Origin of the sequence: Psychromonas sp. KJ10-10 (genome assembly GCF_047323245.1) — a bacterium.
Lineage (GTDB): Bacteria > Pseudomonadota > Gammaproteobacteria > Enterobacterales > Psychromonadaceae > Psychromonas.
Map to the genome: position 1 here is coordinate 1,027,010 of NZ_CP178826.1, position 23,876 is coordinate 1,050,885.

23 protein-coding genes and 2 pseudogenes are annotated in these 23,876 nt (G+C 36.0%); 16 read left to right on the forward strand and 9 right to left on the reverse strand.

All coding sequences use genetic code 11. The features are described 5' to 3' along the window. The first annotated feature begins 59 nt into the window (after positions 1-59). The 7 genes and pseudogenes from thiE to ACLKMH_RS05910 all read left to right on the forward strand — a co-directional run bounded on the left by thiE (position 60) and on the right by ACLKMH_RS05910 (position 6,199). A complete protein-coding gene (gene thiE, locus ACLKMH_RS05880) occupies positions 60-1,568 on the forward strand; it encodes a thiamine phosphate synthase (protein WP_413701225.1) in 1,509 nt (502 codons plus the stop codon). A 9-nt stretch (positions 1,569-1,577) separates the two neighbouring features. Further along, positions 1,578-2,324 (forward strand): HesA/MoeB/ThiF family protein, encoded by a 747-nt coding sequence (locus ACLKMH_RS05885; RefSeq protein ID WP_413701226.1) that lies wholly within the window; start codon positions 1,578-1,580, stop codon positions 2,322-2,324. Positions 2,325-2,326: 2 nt separating this feature from the next. Continuing rightward, positions 2,327-2,527 (forward strand): sulfur carrier protein ThiS, encoded by a 201-nt coding sequence (thiS, locus tag ACLKMH_RS05890; protein ID WP_413701227.1) that lies wholly within the window; start codon positions 2,327-2,329, stop codon positions 2,525-2,527. 4 nt (positions 2,528-2,531) lie between these two features. Next, positions 2,532-3,333, forward strand: a pseudogene (locus tag ACLKMH_RS05895) (thiazole synthase). A 100-nt stretch (positions 3,334-3,433) separates the two neighbouring features. Beyond that, positions 3,434-4,552 carry a 2-iminoacetate synthase ThiH gene (thiH, locus tag ACLKMH_RS05900; protein ID WP_413701228.1) on the forward strand — a complete coding sequence of 373 codons (1,119 nt, stop codon included), beginning with the start codon at positions 3,434-3,436 and terminating at the stop codon, positions 4,550-4,552. A gap of 156 nt (positions 4,553-4,708) precedes the next feature. Further along, entirely contained in the window at positions 4,709-5,056 is a 348-nt protein-coding gene (locus ACLKMH_RS05905; protein ID WP_413701229.1) for an RNA-binding S4 domain-containing protein, read from the forward strand. Positions 5,057-5,086: 30 nt separating this feature from the next. Then, entirely contained in the window at positions 5,087-6,199 is a 1,113-nt protein-coding gene (locus tag ACLKMH_RS05910) for a hypothetical protein (protein ID WP_413701230.1), read from the forward strand. A 78-nt stretch (positions 6,200-6,277) separates the two neighbouring features. Here ACLKMH_RS05910 and ACLKMH_RS05915 read toward each other — a convergent pair whose 3' ends face one another. The 8 genes and pseudogenes from ACLKMH_RS05915 to uvrA all read right to left on the reverse strand — a co-directional run bounded on the left by ACLKMH_RS05915 (position 6,278) and on the right by uvrA (position 15,037). Continuing rightward, a complete protein-coding gene (locus ACLKMH_RS05915) occupies positions 6,278-7,000 on the reverse strand; it encodes a class I SAM-dependent methyltransferase (protein WP_413701231.1) in 723 nt (240 codons plus the stop codon). 106 nt (positions 7,001-7,106) lie between these two features. After that, positions 7,107-7,673, reverse strand: a complete 567-nt coding sequence (locus ACLKMH_RS05920) for a hypothetical protein (RefSeq protein WP_413702268.1) — start codon at positions 7,671-7,673, stop codon at positions 7,107-7,109. An 8-nt stretch (positions 7,674-7,681) separates the two neighbouring features. Continuing rightward, positions 7,682-8,248, reverse strand: coding sequence for a hypothetical protein (locus ACLKMH_RS05925; protein WP_413701232.1), 567 nt, complete (start codon positions 8,246-8,248; stop codon positions 7,682-7,684). Between the two features lie 142 nt (positions 8,249-8,390). Further along, on the reverse strand, positions 8,391-9,620 hold the full coding sequence (locus tag ACLKMH_RS05930; protein ID WP_413701233.1) for a sugar transferase: 1,230 nt from the start codon (positions 9,618-9,620) through the stop codon (positions 8,391-8,393). A gap of 141 nt (positions 9,621-9,761) precedes the next feature. Beyond that, a complete protein-coding gene (locus ACLKMH_RS05935) occupies positions 9,762-10,403 on the reverse strand; it encodes a lytic transglycosylase domain-containing protein (RefSeq protein ID WP_413701234.1) in 642 nt (213 codons plus the stop codon). Positions 10,404-10,406: 3 nt separating this feature from the next. Then, a complete protein-coding gene (locus tag ACLKMH_RS05940; protein ID WP_413701235.1) occupies positions 10,407-11,024 on the reverse strand; it encodes a Wzy polymerase domain-containing protein in 618 nt (205 codons plus the stop codon). Positions 11,025-11,094: 70 nt separating this feature from the next. Further along, positions 11,095-12,126 carry an O-antigen ligase family protein gene (locus ACLKMH_RS05945; RefSeq protein ID WP_413701236.1) on the reverse strand — a complete coding sequence of 344 codons (1,032 nt, stop codon included), beginning with the start codon at positions 12,124-12,126 and terminating at the stop codon, positions 11,095-11,097. Between the two features lie 83 nt (positions 12,127-12,209). Further along, positions 12,210-15,037: pseudogene (gene uvrA, locus ACLKMH_RS05950) on the reverse strand (excinuclease ABC subunit UvrA). Positions 15,038-15,448: 411 nt separating this feature from the next. Between uvrA and ACLKMH_RS05955 the strand changes: the two are divergent. Next, complete coding sequence (locus tag ACLKMH_RS05955) at positions 15,449-15,859, forward strand: hypothetical protein (protein ID WP_413701237.1); 411 nt, start codon at positions 15,449-15,451, stop codon at positions 15,857-15,859. 271 nt (positions 15,860-16,130) lie between these two features. Further along, positions 16,131-17,000 carry a mechanosensitive ion channel family protein gene (locus ACLKMH_RS05960; RefSeq protein ID WP_413701238.1) on the forward strand — a complete coding sequence of 290 codons (870 nt, stop codon included), beginning with the start codon at positions 16,131-16,133 and terminating at the stop codon, positions 16,998-17,000. A gap of 35 nt (positions 17,001-17,035) precedes the next feature. Here the strand turns inward: ACLKMH_RS05960 and ACLKMH_RS05965 are convergent, their stop codons facing one another. Next, on the reverse strand, positions 17,036-17,884 hold the full coding sequence (locus ACLKMH_RS05965) for a LysR family transcriptional regulator (RefSeq protein ID WP_413701239.1): 849 nt from the start codon (positions 17,882-17,884) through the stop codon (positions 17,036-17,038). 150 nt (positions 17,885-18,034) lie between these two features. Between ACLKMH_RS05965 and rimK the strand changes: the two genes are divergently transcribed. The 7 genes from rimK (at position 18,035) to ACLKMH_RS06000 (ending at position 23,832) form a co-directional block, all read left to right on the forward strand. Continuing rightward, positions 18,035-18,958: a 30S ribosomal protein S6--L-glutamate ligase gene (gene rimK, locus ACLKMH_RS05970; RefSeq protein ID WP_413701240.1), complete on the forward strand. Its 924-nt coding sequence runs from the start codon at positions 18,035-18,037 to the stop codon at positions 18,956-18,958. A gap of 19 nt (positions 18,959-18,977) precedes the next feature. Further along, entirely contained in the window at positions 18,978-20,000 is a 1,023-nt protein-coding gene (locus tag ACLKMH_RS05975) for a succinylglutamate desuccinylase/aspartoacylase family protein (protein ID WP_413701241.1), read from the forward strand. An 11-nt stretch (positions 20,001-20,011) separates the two neighbouring features. Next, positions 20,012-20,446 (forward strand): ATP-dependent zinc protease, encoded by a 435-nt coding sequence (locus ACLKMH_RS05980; RefSeq protein ID WP_413701242.1) that lies wholly within the window; start codon positions 20,012-20,014, stop codon positions 20,444-20,446. A gap of 30 nt (positions 20,447-20,476) precedes the next feature. Further along, positions 20,477-21,343, forward strand: coding sequence for a mechanosensitive ion channel family protein (locus ACLKMH_RS05985; protein ID WP_413701243.1), 867 nt, complete (start codon positions 20,477-20,479; stop codon positions 21,341-21,343). Between the two features lie 161 nt (positions 21,344-21,504). Then, on the forward strand, positions 21,505-22,527 hold the full coding sequence (locus ACLKMH_RS05990) for a magnesium transporter MgtE N-terminal domain-containing protein (protein ID WP_413701244.1): 1,023 nt from the start codon (positions 21,505-21,507) through the stop codon (positions 22,525-22,527). An 11-nt stretch (positions 22,528-22,538) separates the two neighbouring features. After that, entirely contained in the window at positions 22,539-22,850 is a 312-nt protein-coding gene (locus ACLKMH_RS05995) for a magnesium transporter (RefSeq protein WP_413702269.1), read from the forward strand. A 19-nt stretch (positions 22,851-22,869) separates the two neighbouring features. After that, the gene (locus tag ACLKMH_RS06000; protein WP_413701245.1) at positions 22,870-23,832 is read left to right on the forward strand and encodes a zinc transporter ZntB; all 963 of its coding nucleotides are present in this window, start codon (positions 22,870-22,872) and stop codon (positions 23,830-23,832) included. Positions 23,833-23,876: the final 44 nt, after the last annotated feature.

Here is a 23,876-nt window from a genome sequence, read left to right on the forward strand (position 1 = left end):
TGTTTTTAAACTGAAAGCTGATAGCTAACCGCTGACAGCTTTTTTCAATAAGGTTAATAATGAATAACATTGTTTGGACAATTGCGAGTTCTGATTCAAGTGCTGGTGCGGGTATTCAAGCTGATTTACACACAATTAAAGCTTTAGGGGCTGATGGTTGTTCTGTTATCAGTGCGGTAACAGCGCAGAATTCGCTAGCTGTGAATTTGGTGGAAAGTGTTTCCGATAAAATGTTTATTGCACAGCTTGATGCATTGGCGACGGATATGCCGGCTAAAGTCATAAAAATTGGGCTTATTGCTAGCATTGAACACGTCAAGATTCTTGCTAAAAAATTAGCAGAATATAAAACCAATTGGCCGGTACCTCCTTATGTTATTTACGATCCTGTCGCGGTTGCATCAACGGGTGATGAAATGACTGAAGACGGTATTAATGAAGTAATCAAATCGCATTTATTACCAATGATTGATTTATTAACACCTAATGCTAAAGAAGTCTTTACGCTTTCTGGGCATATGCTGATCAGTGGAGAATCGTTAAAAGGCGCTACTGAAAAACTCATTGAAATGGGCTGTAAAAGCGTTTTAATCAAAGGTGGCCATTTACCGTTTTTAGAAGAGTATTGCATTGATTATTGGTGTGATGGTGAACGTGAAATAGCGCTTTCTAGTCCACGATTAGAGAATGTTCATTCACATGGAACGGGATGTACTTTATCTAGTGCTTTAGCCGCTACTATTGCGCAAAACTATTTTATTGAAGATGCGCTTGTTATTGCAAAAGCTTATTTAAATCAAGGCTTAAAAGCGTCTAAGCAATTAGGTGCTGGTGAAGGTGCTATCGCTCACCTAGGTTGGCCAAATGATAAAAATGACTTTCCAGAAGTGGTGTTTCCCGAATCTAAAATTGGTTATGAATTAGACTTGCCTGGAAAATTAGAAGCAGGACCGGGCTTTGCTCGATGTGACACGCTTAAACTTGGCTTATATCCTGTTCTAGACAGTGTTGAATGGTTAGAAAAAGTCTTAAAAAGCGGTGTAAAAACATTACAACTTCGCATTAAAGACAAAGCGCCAGAGCAAGTTGAACAACAGATTATCGATGCAATTGCATTAGGCAAAAAATATAACGCAAGATTATTTATCAACGATTACTGGCAATTAGCAATAAAACATCAAGCTTATGGGGTACATCTCGGTCAGGAAGATATGGATGTGGCAGACTTGGCATTAATTGCGGATTGTGGATTGCGATTAGGCCTAAGTACCCATGGCTATTACGAAATTTTAAGGGCGAAACAGTTAAAACCCAGTTATATTGCATTAGGACATATCTTTGCAACTCAAACCAAAGATATGCCAAGTGATCCGCAAGGTCTCGATCGTTTAAAAAAATATGTCTCGTTACTTGCTGATACGGCAACTGTGGCTATTGGTGGAATTAACTTGCAACGCGCACCTGATGTTTATAAAACGGGGGTCGGCAGTATTGCAGTGGTCACCGCAATTACTCTGGCTGAAGACTATCAGACTGTCATTGACGAGTTTAATCAAATTATTAACTAAGGAAATGCCATGTTAAGTGATTCTGAATTATTACGTTACAGTCGCCATCTTTTATTAGAAGAAATTGGAGAGCTTGGCCAAAAAGACCTAAAAAACGGCAAGGTATTGATTATTGGAATGGGCGGACTTGGTACACCAGTCGCGCTTTATTTAGCGTACGCAGGTGTGGGAACAATTGTTGTCGCTGATTTTGATTGTTTAGAACTGAGTAATTTACAACGACAAATTGCTTACAAAACCGGTGATATTGGCGCAGATAAAGTTGCTTTGATGAAACAACGTCTTGAGCAATTAAACCCTGAAATTCGCGTACGAAGCATCAATTCTGAAATGAACAAAGAGCAATTATTAATGGAATTAATGATGACTCACCTCGTTCTCGACTGCACTGATAATATGGCCACTCGTCAAATGATTAATGTCGCCTGTGTTGAAGCTAAAGTACCGCATATCGTAGGTGCCGCCATCCGCTTTGAAGGACAACTTAGCTTTTTTGACCATAAGCAACCTGAGTCAGCCTGTTACCATTGCCTATTCCCTAATGATGAAGAGCAAGCTTTAAATTGCAGTAACTCTGGCGTATTAGGCCCAGTCGTTGGCACTATTGGTACCATGCAGGCATTAGAAACCATTAAATATTTTGCCGGCTTACCTTCTGGTGTTAAAAATAAATTAAAGATCTTTGATGGCAAAACCTTAGAGTGGCAAAGCTTTGCCATTGAAAAAGATCCTCAATGTAGTGTATGTGGAAAATAACAGTGAAAGTAAATGTAAACGAAAACCTCATCGAAATTGATGATCAATCTAATATTGAGCAATTGTTAGTGGTATTAGAAAGTCCCTTAAAAGGTAGTGCGATTGCAGTCAATCAAAAGATAATTAGTCGCAGTGAATGGGCTCGTTACCAACTGCAAGAGAACGATAAAGTGTCTTTATTTCAAGCGATTGCGGGTGGGTAAATAAATGACTGATCAACTAAAAAATATTGATAACGATAAGCTCATTATCGCAGGTAAAGCTTTTACATCTCGTCTTTTTACTGGAACGGGTAAATTCAACGACCAGAAAACCATGGTGGTCGCATTACAAGCTTCGCAATCAGAATTAGTTACTATGGCGCTGAAGCGTATTGATATGCAACATAAAGAAGATGATATCCTTGCGCCACTGATTAAAAATGGAATGAATCTATTACCTAATACTTCCGGCGCTCGCAATGCCAAAGAAGCCGTTTTTGCCGCTGAGCTTGCGCGTGAAGCCTTACAAACTAATTGGGTAAAACTAGAGATCCATCCTGATCCAAAATATTTATTACCAGATCCGATTGAAACCTTAAAAGCGAGCTGAAACTCTCGCAAATTTAGGTTTCGTAGTATTACCTTACGTGCATGCAGACCCTGTTCTGTGTAAACACTTAGAATCAGCTGGTTGTGCCGCTGTGATGCCACTAGGTGCGCCAATTGGCTCTAATAAAGGCATTAAAACCGCTGAGTTCTTAGAAATAATTATCGAACAGGCAAACATTCCTGTGGTAGTTGATGCCGGACTTGGTGCGCCTTCACATGTCGCTCTCGCGATGGAAATGGGCGCCGATGCTGTTTTGGTTAACACTGCAATGGCCGTGGCAAATAATCCCGTTGCGATGAGCCGTGCTTTTGCTAAAGCAGTACAAGCGGGTCGCGAAGCTTACCTTGCTGGTTTAGGTGGACAAAGCCAACAGGCTATCGCATCGAGCCCGCTGACCGCATTTTTAGAAGCAGGTTAAAAGCCATGAAGCTGGAAAGCCATAAGGCTATAAGGCTGGAAAGCTAAATAAAAGCTAGAAACTAAAGCGCGACTTTAATCATTATATTGCTAGGATTTACATGACATTTAGTGAACAGATAAAACAATATCAGTGGGACGATATACGCCTTTCTATTTTTAGCAAAACAGAACAGGATGTTGAGCGAGCACTGAGTAAATCGCGTTTAAATCTAGAAGATTTTAAAGCTTTGGTTTCACCAGTGGCTGAAGCTTATATTGAGCAAATGGCGCAAAAATCTCAGCAACTTACTTTGCAACGCTTTGGTAAAACACAGCAATTCTATATCCCTTTATATCTTTCTAATATGTGCAGTAATATTTGTACTTACTGTGGTTTTTCAATGCATAACGCCATTCGTCGTAAAACCCTTGATACAAAAGAAATTGAAGCGGAATGTTTAGCTATCAAAAAAATGGGATTTGATCATATCTTGCTAGTGACTGGCGAATCTGAACGTAAAGTCGGAGTTGATTACTTCAAGCAAGCCTTGCCGATTATCAAAAAATATTTTTCTCATATCACTATCGAAGTACAACCGCTTGACCAAGATGAATATGAAGAACTAATTCAATATGGTGTTGATTCTGTCTTAGTTTATCAAGAGACTTATCATCCAGTAACCTATGCAGAGCATCACTTAAAGGGCAAAAAATCTGATTTTAAATACCGCCTCGATACCCATGATCGTTTAGGTAAAGCGGGTATCCATAAAATGGGGTTAGGCTGTTTGATTGGCCTTGAAGAATGGCGAACGGATTGCTTTTATGTCGCCGCTCATTTAAGTTATTTAGAGAAAAAATATTGGCAAAGTCGCTACACTATTTCTTTCCCAAGATTACGTCCCTGTGCTGGTGGCATGGAAATAAAATCCGTGATGGATGACAAACAGCTGGTGCAGTTAATTTGTGCCTACCGTTTGTTTAACCCTGAGGTTGAGTTATCACTATCTACACGAGAATCAGAACACTTCAGAAACAATGTGTTACCTTTAGGCATTACAAGTTTAAGCGCTGGTTCAAGTACACAACCAGGTGGATATGCCGAAGCGACTGAGCAAGCCTTAGAGCAATTCGAAATAAGTGATGATCGCTCTCCTGCACAAATGGCTGAATTAGTGAAAGCACAGGGTTATGAAGTAGTATGGAAAGACTGGGATCATAGTTTAACAGGTCAATGATTGAGCTACTAATAAACAATAGTTAAGCTTTGTTTAGTTTTGCAAAATATCATTTGTTCTTGGCCAGAATAAGGTGCCTTTGTTTTATTATTAGTATAATCTGTCTTCTTAACTGATATGATCCTTTGGCTTACTTTGAAACGCAGAGAATGATAAATGTCTGACGAACAAGAAATTTACGCAACACTCATTGAAATACGCGAAGAACCCACCGCGCTTTATAAAATACTAAAAATCGCCAATCTAGTATCAGGTGGCGGAGAAGCCAAACAAGTCATATCAGAAGGTTACGTCACACTCAACGGTGAAGTAGAAACCCAAAAACGTAAAAAGATCTACGCAGGTGATTTAATCTACTTCAACGAGCAATATCTGCAAATAGCTATTATTGGTGAAACTGAAGGTTATGAAGTTGTTGGCGAGGAGTTGCCTTTTGAACAACAGCCTCAGCTTGAAGAAGATAAACCTAAAGCGAAGAAGCCGAGAAGGGCGATTAGTTTTTAGAAATACTGATAAATTTAACTTATAAAAAATATGAAAATCATTGATAACAAGTCAAGTTTTATTAGGAAAAGCTTTCAACTGAGTTATTTACGTGTCATTGGATCCATTATTGCTTTACTGGTAAATATTATTCTTGCTCGAGCTTACGAAGCAGATGCTATTGGCAACTATTTCATATCATTGGGTATACTTATTTTTAGTTCACAGCTTGCAACAGTAGGTTGTGAAAAGTGGTTGGTAAAAAGTTTATCTGTTAATAATAGCAAAAAAGAAGTTAAAGAGAAAATTTCTTTGGCTTTTTTCTTTGTTTTTTTGGGGGCATTAGTTAGTTATAGTTCTTATCAGCTAATTTTAATGAAGGTTTTTAATGTAGATAAAGGAGTTGGTTTTTTTGAGTTTTATAGCTTGTCATTATTTTTTATTACTACCGCTATTTTTCAAGCAAACAATAAAGCTTCTTTTAGCCTAATTGTTCAATATGTTTTACAGCCTATTTTATTTATCGTTTTAGTTTTTACTTTTACAGCTCCACTAATAACACTTTATACTGTCAGCTTTTCATTATGTTTATTATATTCGTGTTTTTATTTATTTTGGTCTGGTTATTTTCGGTTAGGTAAATTCAAAGTTAGCAAAATACTAATTACATTTAAAGCGACTGTTCCATATTTCACATCCATGTTAATTGCGCTACTTGTCACCCATTTAAGTTTACCTTTATGCTCATTATGGCTAGATGAGTTAAGTGTAGCTGTAATGGGGGTGATAATTCGCTTAATTAATGTTTTGTTTTTTGCTATAACAGGAACAAGAATGTTACTTTTACCTCTTTTTACACGTGCTATAGCGGAGCAAGATTTCAAATCAATTTCTCAGTTATCTTTTTTAGGGCGTATATATCCTACAGTAGTAATTGTAATAGGGATCTCTGTATTTACTATTCTTAGTGAGACAATAATGAGACTTTTTGGAGATATATATGCTAGTTACCATTATTTGTTAATAGTAAGCTCTTTATTATTATTGCCAACAGCATTTTATGGTTGGAGCCAAAGCTATTTAATCGTCGCTAATCATATTAATCTGGTAACCTTGTCATCCCTTATTACTGCGATGTTAGTATTCATTTTACTTTTTTATTAACTCCTTCATTCGGGCTATGGGTCGCTACATTGGTTTTTATTGGAGGAAAAGCTAGTTATTCCATTTTGACCGCATTTTTCACTTATAAGGTGAAGTAACTTTTGCAACTAAAACAATATCACCACTATGTTTAAATACTTTAGCTTTTATATAAGACCATATAGTTCCAAATATTAAATGCTTTCTTCCCAATAGGATTCTTCTGTCTTGGTCTAAATAAATTGATTGTACTTTAAACTGCAATCCTTCTATTAATTTTACAAAAGTTATAGGGGTAAATGTATAATAATGATCGTTACTAACTCTTTCCCTTTGAAATAATAAACAAGGCAGTGCGTGCTTTATATTATAAGCATTTGGTACTGCAAAAATAAATTCCTTTGTTTTAATTGTGTCAACTATTTTTTTTATGAAGCCAGTTAAGTCAATTACATGTTCAATTACGTGTGAAATTACTACGTAGTCATATTCTTCATCTAAATAGTGACAGTGTTGACTTAAAATATCACAACATTCTACATTATACCCATTTTCGGATAATTGCTTTATACCAGTTTCATTTATATCTATTCCTGCAGTATAGCTAGCTTTATCTGATATATTATGAAATTGATGTTTACCTTCTTCAATGTATTTTTGTAAAGAGATAATTTCAATCATATCTACACAGCCAATAACCAAAACGCGCTTTCCTTCGCAAAGATCTGGTATAGAATTTCTTCGAATATCAAGAATAGGTATATCCTTAAATTTGAAATACGCATTGTCACCAACTTTTTTTGAAGTTCTGATTAAATCCACTTGTATTTTTCCTTTTTTCTAGTTTATTTTTTAATTAGTTAAATATGTATGCCATTATAAATTGACCGTAAAGGAAAAAATATGAAGCTCTTAAGAAACTGGGGGGTTACTGGTTAATATTCTTTAATATAAATTTGTTGTACAACACAACATCCATAGGCTTCCATGTATTATAAAAAGTAGCCCCTAAACATGTCACATTTTTACCAAGTAATATAGAGTGTAAACCACCTGTAGAATTTATAGTTATAACGTGTTTAGCATTTAAAACTGCAGAAAGTAAGCTACCGCTATTATCTATTTTTATCCCATTTAACTTGCAAAACGTAATTAGGCTAATAAGTGATTCTAGATTTTTTTCAGCAGGATGTAATCTAACAATTAATTTCAAATTGAGCTCTTCAGATAATGATTTGGCTTTTTTTAATGCTGAAAGACTTGTCTCTTCAGATTGAAAAAGTGTTTGCGTATCTTCCTCTACTTGAGATATAAAAAGAGCATAATTATCTTTTATCTCAAAAGAAGGATGGCAATATTTTTTGATTAATTGACGACTTCTATGAATTTTAAACGCATAAATTATTTGTTTTATGGCAGACTTTTGTGGAGCTAATGTGTTAAAAAAATATGTTCCGAGTTTATTTGTAAATGCTTCGGTTATTTTTGAAGATATTTTTCGGTCTACATGGGGGGCCGAAAATTAAATAGTTCCTCAATTAATTCGTCAATTTCATGTTTTTCAATGGATTTATTTTCTCTTAATCTTTTTACCCTATGATTGTAATCTGAATCGGCATTAACTCCACTTTTGCTCGATTGATATTTGTTAGGAAAGTTTCCGATTTCAAAAAATAGAATTTTATTCTTATCTAAAAAGTTTTGTATTGATAAATATGAATATTGAAATCCTGAAAAAATCCAAATTTGACTTGAATTATAAGATAGGGATTCAATAATTTTTTTTTGTTCTAGCTTGATAGAGTGGTTGTAAAGTTGTTTATTTTTAGCTTCTTCGATAGATAACTTTTGGTTAATAGGAATATCTTTTTCTTTCTTTAGTAAAATTGACTTAACTAAAAAAGAATATTTTTTACATTGCCTAAAAGTATAATAATTAGAATGAAGGAACGAAACATTTTTAATATTATTATTTATAATTAACTTATAAAAGAACTGCATTTTTTCAGCGTTATCTATTAATACTAGGATGTTCTCTTTTGTTAAAGTGTTGTCAGAATATTTCGTCACTATGTAATTTGCCTTTGATTTTAGATATCAAATACCTTTGGAATAATAAATTATTTTATTACACATTATAATTAAGCTCTATCAGGCACTATAATGCTAATTTTAGAATAAAAAATTTTATATATAGAGTCTATTATTTTATTTACTTTGCCCCAAACCCCGTCAACATAGTTTTAAGCGTTTTAAAGAATATATTCACATCCAGCCAAAAAGATAGGTGTTTAATGTAATACAGGTCATGAGCGAGCTTCTCGCGGGTGGAATCAGTATCGGCAGTATATCCTTGTACTGTTTGTGCCCAACCTGTGATACCAGGTTTTACCATGTGTCGATAACCGTAAAAGGGGATTGCTTCTTCGAAGGCTTTTACAAACACTTCCTGTTCTGGTCTTGGGCCGATGAGGGCCATTTCACCTTTTAGTACATTAAAGAACTGTGGCATTTCATCGATACGAGTTTGGCGGATAAATTTGCCTATTTTAGTCACTCGATCAACTTCTTCTGTGGCGAATTTAGAATCGGCCTTGGGGTTGGCGATCTTCATGCTTCTAAACTTGTATATTTGAAAACTTTTGCCTCCCTGTCCAATTCTGCTCTGGGTATAAAATATAGGACCTTTGCTTTCTATTTTAATCGCAATACCGACTAATATCATTAAAGGTAACAAAAAAGGTAAGCTGGCGAGAATGACTAGAGATTCCCAACCTTGTTTTATTAAATAGTAACTTGGGTTTGCTCCAAGTGAACCAAGGGTATTTTCTGATAAATGCCTTGTTTGCACTTTACCTTCGATCATTTCTTTAATTGATTCTGAATGGTAAACGGCAATGTTATTAATACTGCAATCGGCAATAAACTTTTCTTGTTCAGGAGTTAACTTTTTATGCAAGTTAACCACAAGGCCATGTTCTATTTGACTAAATTGATAAGGTGCTTCGATAATACTTATTTCAATATGTTGATTTGTATTGAGAATAGTATGGTCAAAATTATTGATTGCGCTTAGTTTTAAGCTGGATTCATTTTTGCTAACAAACGTACTCACAAATAACCAAACTAAAACAATGATAAAGCCATAAATAAGCGTAGGACGCGAATAATCAATACGTAATAACACAATCGCAATAACCGCAATGATATAAAGTGAAAGTAATACTGGCAGAATATATAGATTTTTATCCACTAATAAGAACTTTGTAATGCGTGGCAGAATTAAAATACAACTTGAATAGACTGCAATGGTGATGATCAAGCTATTATAGACAGTATTATGCTGAAGGGGCATTTGACTGGCGATACAGCCATAAATAAAGGCAATGCCAACACCGTAAGATATGAATTTATTGGAAAGTAATTTATTGATTCTGCGCATCTATTGTTACTTATGTTTATTGTTACTTATGCAAGTTACGGTTATTATTAAAATAGCATCTTTTGAAGGCTTTTAAGATTAACATGGATTGCCTTGCTAAGTTTGTTTAAAACTGCTTATTTTTATAGGTGTGATTTTTACCTATAAATTATCTTTGTAGTACCAGTAAAATCCAATCACTTTATCCACATATCGCCGTGTTTCTGGGTAAGGTGGAATCTTTAGATTATTGCGTCTTATTGTCCCTTCTCCCGCGTTGTATGCCGCCAGTGCGAGCTCTTTTGTTTTGAATTCTTCAAGTAATATATTTAAATAAAGCGCTCCTGCATTAATACTCTGTCGCGGATCAAAGGGGTCATCCACGCCAAAACGCTCTGCTGTCACAGGCATGAGTTGCATTAACCCCATAGCACCTGCGGAAGATACAGCTTCTTTTTTGTAACTTGATTCGGCAGTAATGACCGCATGTAAAAAAGCAGGTTCTAATTGATTATTGTTAGTCGCCTTGACGATAAGTGGATGATATAGATGTTGTAATCTTTTATCGCGTGGTACATGGGTATTGTTATAGCTTTTTTCTTTCCAATTTTTAAAGGTAGCAGGGGCTTTATTAGTATCACTTCGTAATAACAAACGATAATTTTTATCCACTTTACGTTCGGCAAAGTGCTGATTTCCTTTTTCATCGATATAAATATAAATATCTGCTCTTACAGCATTCACTAGTAAAAAAGCAATGAATAAAGTTGCAATGATTTTTATATTTAATATTAATGAAAACATCAATTAATCCAGTCTTTGCGCTGTGGATTGTGCTGAGCTGATCGTTTTTGTTGCCTGCGAATTTGGTTGTTTATCAATATTAGCCAGCTGTCCATCTTTAGGATAAAGATAGCGTGCATGTTCAAGTAGTTTTTCTGCTTTATCTAATTGATTGTTATGTTTATAAGCTAGATAGAGAACGATATAAAAGTAAGATTTTGGTGTTCGTTCTATTGTGTACTCAGTCCAATCAATAATTGCTTTGAGTTCTTGCTGATTATCCGTTTGAACAGCCACTCCTAAACGAAAGTAACTAAGGTGGAAATCAAAACGGTCTTGGAAAACAAGTGGATTAATAATATCCATTAATAATCTGATATCAGGGTTTCTGCTACGTTCATATTGCGTTATTTTGGAAATAGTCATGAGGTTAGTTAACATGAAGATCGCAGTGAAAAGGGGAATTAAAAGCGCAAAAATGCGTAAAGCAAAGGTTGGGTGGAAAGTTTGTTGTTGTGACTGTTGCTCTTCGTTATCAATAAAAAAGACTAATAAGATCAGCACTAACCAATGTAACGATGAATGATATAAAGGATATTCTGTTTGTGTATGTAATGAAATCGGTATAACTAGCGACATCATGGCCATCGCGTAGGATAATTTAAAAGGCCTTAGAAGCCTAAAAAAGCAATCACTAATAATAAAATAGCGATTACAGGAACAACTCCTCCTTCAACAGCCCAAAAAGAGTGTCATTATGCGGATGAGCATAATGACTTGTTAATGGTGGTAATTTATTCTCTTTTACTTGTTTTGCATAACTGATTAAATATTCTTTTTCAAAACTGCCATAGCCTTTACCGAATAAAGGAGTTTCTGTAAACATTTTGAAGCTTTGTAACATATTACGTGAACGCATACTGTCCTGAGTCATCGATTCTATATTACGTGCTTTTAATAAATCATGGCCTTTCATTGAACCGAATCCAATACCTAAAAATAGAGCAACCACAAAAATAGCTAAACGTTTTTTATTTTGTTGCCATGCCCATGGAATAAGGAACAACACGGCTAACAGCGAACCTAAATAACCCACTCGGGATACAGCAACAGTAATCACCCACATATTCAACCAAGCGGTTACTAGTAAAAATACTTGTGTTTTTCTGCATTCTATTTTTTGTAATAAATAACCCGCTAAAATCAATGTAGTTGCCATAAATGAAGCAAGCACATTAGGTTGTTGGAAAATGCCATAGGGGCGACCATAACCGACGTCATATCCAAAAAAATTATCTGCGGGTAATAGATAGTCTTGCATTAAGCTATAACAGGCTTGCAAGAAGCCTGCGAGTACAACAAGTAATAAAAGACGTTGAATATATAAAGCGTTAAAACGCATTTGTTGTAAGCTAACAAATAATAAAAAGCCAGCAAAAAGGCCTAACAAACGTGTGTAACTTTGTTCGGCGAGGAAATTATTAGGGTAGAAAATAGGAATAAGGAAGAGTAAAAAAGCGATTAAAAAAACAATCGTAAAACGGGTGTAAAATATTTTTTGGGCATCGGTTATTTTCCATAAACCCAAGCCAATTAAAATCGAAAAGAATATCCAAACAACATTGTTTTGTGCTAATTCGAGACCACTACCACCTTGATTATGTTGGAAGTAGTGTGCACCTAACCCCATTAAAATTGCAAATACAATCAAGAAGTAGCGGTTAAGTTTTTGTAGTCTGTCCATTTGCTTTTTATTTTCCATTTTATATAAATAAGGTGACTTATCATCACCTTATCATGTTTTTCTATTTTTTCTGATAGCTTTATTTAGTCAGCTTGTTGTAACATGGGTTTTAAGAATTGACCTGTATAACTTCCTGCGACTTTAACTACATCCTCAGGACGACCGGTTGCGATAATCTCTCCACCACCGTTACCACCTTCTGGGCCAAGATCAACAATCCAATCAGCGGTTTTAATCACGTCTAAGTTATGCTCAATAATTACAATCGTATTGCCATGATCGCGCAGAGTATGAATCACTTTCAGTAACTGAGCAATGTCATGGAAGTGTAAACCTGTTGTAGGTTCATCGAGAATATAAAGGGTTTTACCTGTGTCACGCTTTGATAACTCCTTGGCGAGTTTAACACGTTGTGCTTCTCCACCAGAAAGTGTTGTTGCGGCTTGTCCGAGGCGAATATAAGACAGACCTACATCCATTAAGGTTTTTAATTTCCGGGCAATCACTGGCACAACTTCAAAGAATTTATAGGCATCTTCAACTGTCATATCTAAGGTTTCATGGATATTTTTACCTTTGTATTTTACTGACAGTGTTTCACGATTATAACGTTCACCCTTACAAGTATCACAGGGCACATAAACATCGGGTAGAAAATGCATTTCAACTTTGATCATGCCATCTCCCTGACAAGCTTCACAACGTCCACCTTTAACGTTAAAGCTGAATCGTCCTGGTTTATAACCGCGAGCCCTTGACTCTGGCGTGGCCGCAAATAGCTCACGTATTGGTGTGAAAATACCTGTATAGGTTGCAGGGTTTGAACGTGGCGTTCGACCAATTGGGCTCTGATTAATATCAACGACTTTATCAAGGTGCGATAAACCAGTTATCTTTTTAAATGGTGAAGGAGTGTTGGTCGTCGCTTTATTTAGCTTAGTTTGTGCTAAAGGAAATAAAGTATCATTAATGAGGGTTGATTTCCCCGAACCTGAAACACCCGTGACACAAGTTAGTACACCAATCGGGATCTCTAAATTAACTCCTTTAAGGTTGTTACCTGTAGCTTCATCGAGTTTTAGCCATTTATCAGTTAATTTAGTTCGTTCACTAGGGACTTCAATCGCTTTACGCCCACTTAAATAATCAGCAGTTAGAGATTTTTTGGCTTTTAAAATACTTTTATAATTACCTTGAGCAATAACATGGCCACCATGAATACCTGCACCAGGGCCAATATCGATAATATGATCAGCTTGACGGATCGCATCTTCATCGTGTTCAACCACAATCACGGTATTACCAAGATCTCTTAAATGCGTGAGTGTTTTAAGCAAACGAGCATTATCACGTTGATGCAGACCAATAGAAGGTTCATCTAATACATACATCACGCCCATTAATCCTGCACCAATCTGGCTTGCTAAACGAATACGTTGTGCTTCTCCGCCAGAAAGGGTTTCTGCGCTACGTTCTAAACTGAGGTAGTTAAGGCCGACGTTAACCAGAAAACTAAGTCGCTCTAGGATCTCTTTTAATATTTTCTCGGCTATTTGTGCTTTTTGCCCCTGTAACTTAATGCTTTTGAAAAAGGATTCTGCTTCGGCAATAGAAAGTCGCGAAATATAGGGCAAATTAACATTATTAATAAACACATTACGTGATGATTCTTTAAGGCGTGAGCCATGACAACTTGAACAGGGTTGGCGATTCATGTATTTCTCAAGATACTCGCGCATCGGGCCTGAATCTGTTTCTTTATAACGACGAGCGCGATTAGGAATGACACCTTCAAATGCATGTGTTCTGGTCATGCTATCGCCACGATCATTAAAATAGATAAAAGAAATTTTTCTCTTCCAGTGCCATGTAATATGTATTTTTGTTGCTTAGGCGTTAAGTTGGAAAAGGGCACATCAAGAGAAAATCCGTAATGATCAGCGACCGCACTAATAAGCTGAAAATAATAATTAGATTTTTTACTCCAACCTGCAATCGCACCATCGGCAAGACTTAGCGATTTATCGGTGACAGCGAGTTTTTCATCAAAATATTGTTCAACACCTAAACCATCACAGGTTTCACAGGCACCGGCTGGGTTATTGAATGAAAAGATACGAGGCTCTAATTCATTGATGCTATAACCACATTGTGGACATGAAAAATTGGCAGAGAATAGTTGTTCAGGTTGGTCTCCCTCCATAAACGCAACAACCAATGAACCATTGCTTAAATCTAAGGTAGTTTCAACAGACTCTGCAAGGCGTTGTTTAATATCTTCACGTACTTTAAAGCGATCGACAACCACTTCGATAGTATGTTTTTTATGAAGCTCTAACTTTGGTGGATCGCTTAAATCACAAATATCACCATCAATACGCGCCCTTAAAAATCCTTGAGCGGCTAGGCTCTCAAAGGTTTTCACATGCTCCCCTTACGCTCTTTTATAATTGGCGCAAGTAGCATCATTTTACTGCCTTCGGGATTCTCTAAAATAGCATCAACCATTTGACTAACGGTTTGTGCATTAAGCGTTACGCCATGTTTCTGGACAGCGTGGATCACCAATACGCGCAAATAATAAACGCAGGTAATCATAAATTTCAGTAATAGTACCAACTGTTGAGCGTGGGTTATGAGAGGTGGATTTTTGCTCAATCGAAATCGCTGGAGAAAGGCCTTCAATATGCTCTACATCGGGCTTTTCCATTAAGGATAAAAATTGGCGAGCGTAGGCTGAGAGTGATTCAACATAACGACGCTGACCTTCTGCATACAAGGTATCAAATGCCAGTGATGATTTCCCCGATCCTGAAAGGCCGGTGATAACAACTAATTTATCTCTCGGAATAGTAAGATCAATATTTTTTAAATTATGTGTTTTTGCGCCACGTATTTCTATGTTGTTCATTTTTATCACCTAATAACACTGTTAATCTAAACAGTATACCTTAACAAACTCTCTGCTCAACGTCTCTTTTTTTGTGGTTACTTTAGCTAGAATTTTCACAATGGAAAAGTCAGATAAAGCTATACGAGGAAACTATTTGTGTGGATCTTTTTAATACTCTTTAAAAAAAGAAAGCGCGTAAAAATAATTTTTCGTGCTTTTTATTCTGTGGCAAAAATCGCAAGAAAAGCACTTCACTAATCTATATTTTTCATTAAAAACAACAAAATTTTTCACTTTCCTTTCTATTAATAAACTTATATTTTCGCCTTAAAATCACCTACTCCTTCTTAGAAGTAGTTGATTGAGACAACTACCTATACCTCATAGCAGGAAGGTGTGTTTATATAAATATTATTAGAGATAAATGTAATGAAAAAAATAATGCTGGCTGTTTTATTATCTACTTTCTTATGTCATTCAGCCTTAGCAAAAGAAAAAGCTGAATATGTTGAAGATTATAGTGAAATGTTACAACAAGAAGCACATTTAGAGAATGAATTTGCTGATCTTGAACCTGAGTACATAGAATATGAAGAACCAGAGTTCATAGAGTCTGAGTACGATGAAAGTGTTTATAGAGATGCTACTGACATCAGTGAGCAAGGCGCACTATTAGAGTCAACGACGGATAATGTATTAAGCATATTAGCTTCTTGTAAAGAATATACGCTCGAAGATGGTGTTGAAGAAAAAGATTTAAACAAATACTTATTTATTTGTATAAATAATATTTTGAATGAAAATGGTTATAAATCAATTAAATCACTACCAATTGAGTAATTGTCGAAATGACAGGGCTTTTAAAAACAGGATATTGCTGAGCAATTTCCTGTTTTTTAAGTATTCAGCCTATCCTATTTTATAAAGAAAAATAGCATTAAAATGGCTGGTTATATTATTGATGAATTCGCGCTTAAATTCATTTTGTCGCCTTTTACGAAACAAAAAAGATAAATAGGACTTCTGCTGTAATTAAGTCGCTTTGATTGTTAAGATGATTGTTGTTTATTTACAAGCCACCCTGCAGTAACAACAAGAGTTTTAACACGCTATGGAAATTTGGTCATATATCAATACCAATGAGTTTGCCTTATTTGAGTATCTCAACGCCCACAAAACATTATTCACGATATTATTAGCGGTTATTCTTTATCTGATTAAACACACTACTGTGCTGGTTATCGAGCGTAGGTTTAGTAACAATAAACGCTTTAAAATGAATTTTGTCAGCAATATTTTTACTGTTTGCATTCTGATTGTTGTATTTAATGTCTGGTCCGAAGAAATTCAAAAATTTGCATTTTCTATTGCGGCCTTTGTTGTGGCGATTGTTATTGCAACCAAAGAGTTTATTCAATGTTTCCTTGGTTTTATTTATATTCTCTCGAGTCGTCCTTTTCGTATTGGCGACTGGGTACAGGTAGGTAATCATTATGGAGAAGTACACTCTAATGACTGGGCTAAATTAACGCTTCTAGAAGTTGACTTAAATGATTACCAGTACACAGGTAAAACATTGTACTTGCCAAATAGTCAATTAATAACAGCACCAATTAAAAACTTAAACTTCCTTAAACGTTATGCAATGCATACCTTCACAATCGTTAGAGATTGTAGTGTTAATCCCTTTGATTTTATTGATGAACTATTAAACAACGCCTGCGAGTATTGTTCTGACTTTCATGAAGTTGCGATCCGTTATAACCAATTAATTGAAAATCGTTTAGATGTAAAAATTTCTGGCCCAGAGCCTCAGATCAAAATAGCCACTTCAGATATTGGTAATACACAGGCTTTATTTACGATTTTTTGCCCAACGGATAGAGCGCTAGAAATAGAACAACAATTAACATCAGATTATTTATCTATGTGGTTCGATAAAAAGCACGCGATGGAAAATATAAACTCAGAGAAGCAATAAGCCAAAAGGTAAGCCTATTTCTTCTCGTTACTTTATTAAAGCTTCACTAATGGGAATAGCTGAATAACATCTTTAATAAGCTCTGTTTTTTGGCTTTTAGCGAGGTAAGCGGCAAAAATTTCTCGTGAATAAACAGGGGCATCCTCAACAAGAAATAAGCGTTTTTTTTCTAGATATTCAAAGATCATTTGTCTAGGAAGATAAGCACTTCCTCCTGCATCAAGTAAATAGTTCAATGCGATACGTGGTTGATTAATAAAATGTTTTGCAGGTAATTCATCATTAAACTCACGCAGGTGTTGGGCATTCACTGATTCACCATAATCAACCATAATGTGATTTTTTAACGCAGAAATATTACCAATGCTTGCTTTGTCAGTGGTGACTAAATGTAATGGCACGGTCGCCACTTTTTCTGTCACTAAGTCTTCAACGTAGGGAGGCTCAAATAAAAAAGCGATATCGATAACTCGACTTAATAGGTTTTTCCTCATCTCAATAGGTGAATAGGTTTTAGTTAATAAACTAAGATCATCAACATTACGATGTATCTTCTTCAACCAATCCTGTAACACAATATCCCAAATAGACATAATTGACCCGATTACAAGCTGTTGATTTTCATGTTCAGTGATACCGACGTCTTGCTTGGTTTTTTGCCACATAAAAACAATTTCATTGGCATGTCTTATTAGTCGGTTGCCTTCTGAAGTGAGTTTTAAATGTTTTTGAGTTCGGTCGAATAATAAGACTCCTAACTCATCTTCTAGTAATTTAATACGTGCGCTAACGGCTGATTGGGTAATAAATAAATTTTCCGATGCAATTCTAAAATGTAATGTTCTAGTCACCTCTAAAAAGGTTATTAACAAGTCTATTTTCATTTTATCTCCCCATTTTTCAATCAAAAAATTGATTGAACCCATTAAAATTTAGCGTTTTATTATTCTAATACCCGACTATACACTAGATTCAATTATTTCATTATCGCTTAATTATAAAACTTAAGCGTGATAACCCAAGGCGTATAAATTATGAGAATTGCTATTTTATCAAGAAACAAAAACCTTTATTCAACTCGTCGCCTAAAAGAAGCGGGTGAAGCAATGGGCCATGAAGTCGATATTATCGATACCCTACACTGCTACATGGATATCACAAGTACGCGTTCAACAGTTCGCTACAAAGGTCGTGAATTACCACAGTATGATGCGATTATTCCACGTATTGGTGCCTCAGTTACTTTTTATGGCACAGCTGTATCAAGACAGTTTGAAATGATGGGAACTTTTAATATTAATGAGTCTGTTGCGATCAGTCGTTCACGCGATAAATTGCGTTCATTACAATTATTATCACGTAAAGGGATTGGCTTACCACGTACTGGTTTCGCAAGTCGTCCTGATAACATTAAAGACTTAATTAAAAACGTAGGTGGTGCTCCGGTTGTTGTTAAGTTACTTGAAGGTACGCAAGGGATCGGTGTGGTATTAGCTGATACAGCTAAAACAGCAGAAGCTATCATTGAAGCTTTTATGGGGTTAAATGCCAATATTCTTGTACAAGAATATATTAAAGAAGCTGGTGGTGCAGATATTCGTTGTTTAGTGATTGGCGGGCGCGTGGTTGCGGCTATGAAACGTCAAGGTGCAGAGGGTGAATTCCGCTCTAATCTTCACCGTGGTGGGAGTGCTGAAGTGGTGCGTTTATCTAAAGAAGAGCGTGCGACAGCTATTAATGCGACAAAAGTGATGGGACTTAATTTTTGTGGTGTGGATTTGTTACGTTCTCAAAATGGCCCTATGGTAATGGAAGTTAATTCTTCTCCGGGCTTAGAAGGCATTGAAAAAGCAACCGGTAAAAACTGTGCAGGTATGGTCTTTGAGTTTATTGAAAAATCAGTGGTCGCTAGTGCCAATGTAAATACAAATGTAAATAGAACACGTGGTCGTGGTTAAGAGAAGAGAAAGGGGTTGTATGCCTAAATTACGTATTGGTGAATTTGATATTTTACCCGGCGAAACACGTAAAATAGAATTGCCAGTAGCAAAGTTATATACCGATGCGGATGTGTCCTTACCTGTTCACATTATTCGAGCTAAAAAGCCTGGCCCAACGATGTTTATTAGTGCGACTGTGCATGGTGATGAGCTAAATGGTATTGAAATTATACGACGTTTGATCTCTCAAAATAAACTTAAATTGATCAAAGGTACCTTGATTGCTGTGCCAATGGTGAATGTATATGGAGTGGTTAATCAAAGTCGTTACATGCCGGATAGACGTGATTTAAATAGGTGCTTCCCTGGCTCTGCTAAGGGTTCATTGGCAGGTCGTGTTGCACATATTTTTCTTAATGAAATTGTGAAACATTGTAATTACGGTATTGATTTGCATACAGGTGCGATTCATCGCTCTAATCTGCCACAAATTAGAGCGAACATGGCCGATGCTGAAACCAGAGAACTGGCGGAAGTTTTTGATGTACCTGTTATTTTAAATTCGAACCTGCTTGATGGCTCATTACGTGAAGTCGCAGTAAGAAATAAAACTAAGGTTTTATTATATGAAGCAGGTGAAGCGTTACGCTTTGACGAGTTTTCAATTCGTGCAGGTATGAAGGGCATTTTTAATGTGTTAAGCCACTTAGGCATGATACGTAAAACCCGTGTTAGTAAAAGAAAAGTACTACCGTTTGTGGCTAATGGTAGTCAATGGGTGAGAGCGAATGCTAGTGGCATTGTTCATAACTTAGTTAATTTGGGCGACCAAATTACTAAAGGGCAACCCTTAGCCGAAATTGGTAGCCCCTATGGTGATATATTAGGGGTGGTAATAGCGAGTCGCTCGGGTATTTTGATTGGCAAACAAAATATACCTTTAGTGCAGGAAGGGGAAGCAATGTTTCACGTTGCTTACTTTAGCGAAGACGATGAAGACATTGCTGAGCATATTGAATCAGTGCAAGAACTTCTATTACCACAACAACAAAATGCATAGGTGAAAGTGTTATGGTTCATAAAAAGAAGATAATTATTGGACGTTTAGAGTCCATTAAATTACCTGAATTAGCGATTGAAGACTTACAGGTTAGGGTGGATACCGGCGCAAAAACCTCATCCTTACATGTTGATAACTTAGTTAAAGTAATAAAGAATGGTAAGCCATGGGCAAAATTTGATATTCATCCTGATGTTCATAATGTCGATAAAATAGTGAATTGTAGCGCGCCTCTATGTGATATTAGAAAAATAAAATCTTCTAATGGAACAGCAGAGCAACGCTATGTTATCCAAACGACAGCGGTATTAGGCGAAGAAACTTGGCCTATTGAAATTACATTAACCAATCGTGCTGACATGAACTATTTGATGTTATTAGGAAGAGAAGCATTAGGAAAACGCTTTTTAGTGGATCCGTCGAAGGTTTTTCTCAACTCAAATTAAGCGATATAAAAAAGATAATAAAGGTGTGATATGACATTAGTGGAAGCAATAGATTTTATAAATATAACGGTTTTTAACGTTGCAGAACAACCTGTAACAGTAGGTGATATTTTATTAATACCATTATTATTGCTTATTGGTTATAGCTTGACTAAATGGATGATGAAAGCAATTACCAAGCGTTTGGTTATGAATAAGACTGACCCTAATGTTATCCATTTATTGCAACGTATCTTCTATATTATTGCGATTGCTATATTAGCAGTCACCATATTAGATTTTATTAATGTGCCTATTACTGCATTTGCATTCCTTTCGGGTGCAATTGCGATTGGTTTTGGTTTTGGTGCGCAAAATATCATTAATAACTTCATTAGTGGTTGGATACTAATGTGGGAACGTCCAATTCGTATTGGGGATTTTTTAGAAGTAGAAGATACCAAAGGTGTTGTCGAGCAAATCAATACGCGTTCTACCCGTATAAGGCGTATTGATGGGGTGCATTTATTAATACCAAACAGTAAATTACTTGAAAATACAGTGATTAACTGGACATTAGTAGATGATTTAGCAAGAACCTCAGTGCGTGTTGGAGTGGCGTATGGTACATCAGCTAAAAAAGTCGCTGAATTAATTATGCAAGCCGTTAAAGATCAAAAAGAGGTATTGAGTGACCCCAAACCATTAGTTACCTTTGAGGATTTTGGTGATAACTCATTGGTTTTTGAAGTAAATTTTTGGATGAAATCTAATATTGAAGGTGGCCTAAGAGTAGTAAGAAGTAATATTCGTTTCCGCTTAGATGAACTGTTTGAAGAGCACAATATTGTTGTTGCCTTTCCACAGAGAGACGTTCATCTTGATGGCTCTTTGACCCTTATTAAGGGCAATAAATAACCTAATAAATAACTATTATTAAATATTGCCTTTAATGACTGCATCTTAAAGGCACTTCTTTATGCTAAACAGCTTTTTCATAAGGTTTGTTTAGCATTTTTTATACTTTAGAGCGGACATTAATTGCTCATTTAAAATAAAAATCGAATAAAGGATATAATATGTCTTTCGAAATGCTACCTGATTACATTGAAAAAGTAGAAGCGCTATTAGCAGAAGAAACTCCTCTTGATAGCATTATCACAGAACTCGAAGATGCATTATTACCTGAACATGTCGCTAATCTTTTAGAAGCATTTCCAATTAAACCTCGTTTACTGATTTGGCAGTCTTTTAATACAGAGTTTCAACAAAATATTTTTCTGGAAATGAAAAATGAATCTCGTCAGATGTTATTAAATGCATTAAGTGATGAAGATAGCTTGCCATTATTCGATAAATTAGACGCAAATAGCTTATTAGAATTAACAGAAGATTTAAGTGATCGTTTCATTGAATACGCTATTTCAAAAATGTCAGCGAAGCAACGTGAACATTTCAAAAAAGCGCAGGATTATTCTGATCAAGAAGTTGGCCATTGGCAGAGTTTTGATGAAAGAAAAATTCCACAAAAACTAAAAGTATCCTCGGCTAAAAGAGTGGCTACCAAAGGCACTGCTAACTTAACCGATGTTATTTATGTGGTTGATAACGAATCAAAATTATTAGGTGAAATTGGTTTTAATCGTTTATTTACGCTAGAAGATACAACACCGTTAAATGACGTTATTCTGCTTGAAGTGCAAGCGTTAGAAGCCTCTATGGGTATTGATGAAGCCGCGGATGAAGTTATTTTCTCAGGAAAAAGCGCTTTGCCTATTATAGATGAAGATGGGCGTTTAACAGGGCGTTTAGATTTACACTCAGCCTATAAACACAAAGAAGAATTAAAAGATAACCAGTTAATGCAATCGGGTGGTTTAAGTGATGAGGAGGATCTCTTTGCTAGTGTTTGGCTAAGTAGTAAAAACCGTGCTATTTGGTTGGGCATTAACCTAGTGACTGCATTTTTAGCATCCTGGTTTATCGGACTATTTGAAGCAACCTTACAACAGGTTGTTGCCCTTGCGGTATTAATGCCTGTCGTGGCATCAATGGGGGAATTTCTGGTAGCCAAACACTTACTCTTATTATTCGTGGTTTAGCACTTGGGCAAATTACCGATGCGAATAAAAAAGCCATTGTGGCAAAGGAATTAAAAGTCGGTGCGATTAATGGTTTGTTATGGGCTACTGTGATTGGTGGAATCACCTATTTCTGGTTTGAAACACCGATGTTATCACTGACCATCTGTATTGCGATTTTAGGTAATATTTTAGTGGCTTCCTTGTCAGGCGTTTGGGTGCCTTGGGCACTAGATAAGTTGAATATTGACCCGGCTTTATCAGGCGCAGTTATTTTAACCACTGTTACCGATATATTCGGATTCATCGCCTTTTTAGGTTGTGGTACGTTATTGCTAATGTAGTTATAGTTTAGGGAGCACTATGAGTGAAACAGAGTTTGTATATGGGTATTATTTTGATCAAGGTAATGGCGCTGAAAAAATCGCCTCACTACCTTCGCTAGAAAAGAATCACCCATATTGGCTACATTTTGATTACACACAACCAGCCACTGAAAAATGGTTAAACGAACAAAGTGAATTAAATCCTCTGGTTATCAGTGCGTTATTAAATGATGAAACACGACCTCGTGCGACGGCTTTAAATGATGGTATTCTTATTTCACTGCGAGGTGTCAATTTAGCTCCGAATAGTGATCCCGAAGATATGGTGTCAATACGACTTTGGTGTACTAAGCATAAAGTGATTAGTACACGTCGACGCACCTTACTTTCAACGCGTGACATCGCAACTGAATTTGATAATGGTAATGGTCCTCAGACGCCCTCTGAATTTATTGTTGATTTAACAGAGCGTTTAATTATCCGTATGAGTAATACTATTTATGAAATAGAGGATAAAGTTTCGGAGATAGAAGAAAAGCAACTTGTTTCCAGTGATTATTCTTTACGTGCAGAATTGTCTGATTTACGACGTCAAATCATTTCATTAAGACGTTATTTGTCACCACAAAGAGAGGCTATGACACAACTTTTGAGTGATAGAATTTCTTTATTTTCAGTTGAAGAGAAAACAAAATTACGTGAAACAACGGATCACCTAACCCGTTTTCTTGAGGATTTAGATTCGGTAAAAGATAGGGCGGTTGTTTGCCAAGAAGAAGTAAATAATAACCTCACAGAGCAAATGAACAATCGTATGTTTGTACTTTCAATTGTGTCTGCGGTTTTTTTACCGCTTGGGTTCTTGACTGGATTATTAGGAATAAATGTAGGGGGCATACCCGGCGCAGATAACAGTTATGCTTTTGTTATCTTTATTTTAATTTTGATTATCGTAGTTGCCGCTCAAGTGTTTATTTTTAGAAAGAAAAAGTGGTTTTAGATAAATGACTTTGAGCTGATTTTTCTGCTCAAAGTCTATGTTTT

Excerpts from the sequence above, each read along its gene's own strand:
- ACLKMH_RS05990 (WP_413701244.1), top strand. The coding sequence starts at position 21,505 with ATGTCTTTCGAAATGCTACCTGATTACATTGAAAAAGTAGAAGCGCTA.
- ACLKMH_RS05960 (WP_413701238.1), top strand. The coding sequence starts at position 16,131 with ATGGAAATTTGGTCATATATCAATACCAATGAGTTTGCCTTATTTGAG.
- ACLKMH_RS05945 (WP_413701236.1), bottom strand. The coding sequence starts at position 12,126 with ATGGACAGACTACAAAAACTTAACCGCTACTTCTTGATTGTATTTGCA.
- ACLKMH_RS05930 (WP_413701233.1), bottom strand. The coding sequence starts at position 9,620 with ATGCGCAGAATCAATAAATTACTTTCCAATAAATTCATATCTTACGGT.
- ACLKMH_RS05985 (WP_413701243.1), top strand. The coding sequence starts at position 20,477 with ATGACATTAGTGGAAGCAATAGATTTTATAAATATAACGGTTTTTAAC.
- ACLKMH_RS05955 (WP_413701237.1), top strand. The coding sequence starts at position 15,449 with ATGAAAAAAATAATGCTGGCTGTTTTATTATCTACTTTCTTATGTCAT.
- ACLKMH_RS05935 (WP_413701234.1), bottom strand. The coding sequence starts at position 10,403 with ATGTTTTCATTAATATTAAATATAAAAATCATTGCAACTTTATTCATT.
- ACLKMH_RS05965 (WP_413701239.1), bottom strand. The coding sequence starts at position 17,884 with ATGAAAATAGACTTGTTAATAACCTTTTTAGAGGTGACTAGAACATTA.
- ACLKMH_RS05885 (WP_413701226.1), top strand. The coding sequence starts at position 1,578 with ATGTTAAGTGATTCTGAATTATTACGTTACAGTCGCCATCTTTTATTA.
- ACLKMH_RS05905 (WP_413701229.1), top strand. The coding sequence starts at position 4,709 with ATGTCTGACGAACAAGAAATTTACGCAACACTCATTGAAATACGCGAA.
- ACLKMH_RS05910 (WP_413701230.1), top strand. The coding sequence starts at position 5,087 with ATGAAAATCATTGATAACAAGTCAAGTTTTATTAGGAAAAGCTTTCAA.
- rimK (WP_413701240.1), top strand. The coding sequence starts at position 18,035 with ATGAGAATTGCTATTTTATCAAGAAACAAAAACCTTTATTCAACTCGT.
- thiE (WP_413701225.1), top strand. The coding sequence starts at position 60 with ATGAATAACATTGTTTGGACAATTGCGAGTTCTGATTCAAGTGCTGGT.
- ACLKMH_RS05940 (WP_413701235.1), bottom strand. The coding sequence starts at position 11,024 with ATGATGTCGCTAGTTATACCGATTTCATTACATACACAAACAGAATAT.
- thiH (WP_413701228.1), top strand. The coding sequence starts at position 3,434 with ATGACATTTAGTGAACAGATAAAACAATATCAGTGGGACGATATACGC.
- ACLKMH_RS05980 (WP_413701242.1), top strand. The coding sequence starts at position 20,012 with ATGGTTCATAAAAAGAAGATAATTATTGGACGTTTAGAGTCCATTAAA.
- ACLKMH_RS06000 (WP_413701245.1), top strand. The coding sequence starts at position 22,870 with ATGAGTGAAACAGAGTTTGTATATGGGTATTATTTTGATCAAGGTAAT.
- ACLKMH_RS05975 (WP_413701241.1), top strand. The coding sequence starts at position 18,978 with ATGCCTAAATTACGTATTGGTGAATTTGATATTTTACCCGGCGAAACA.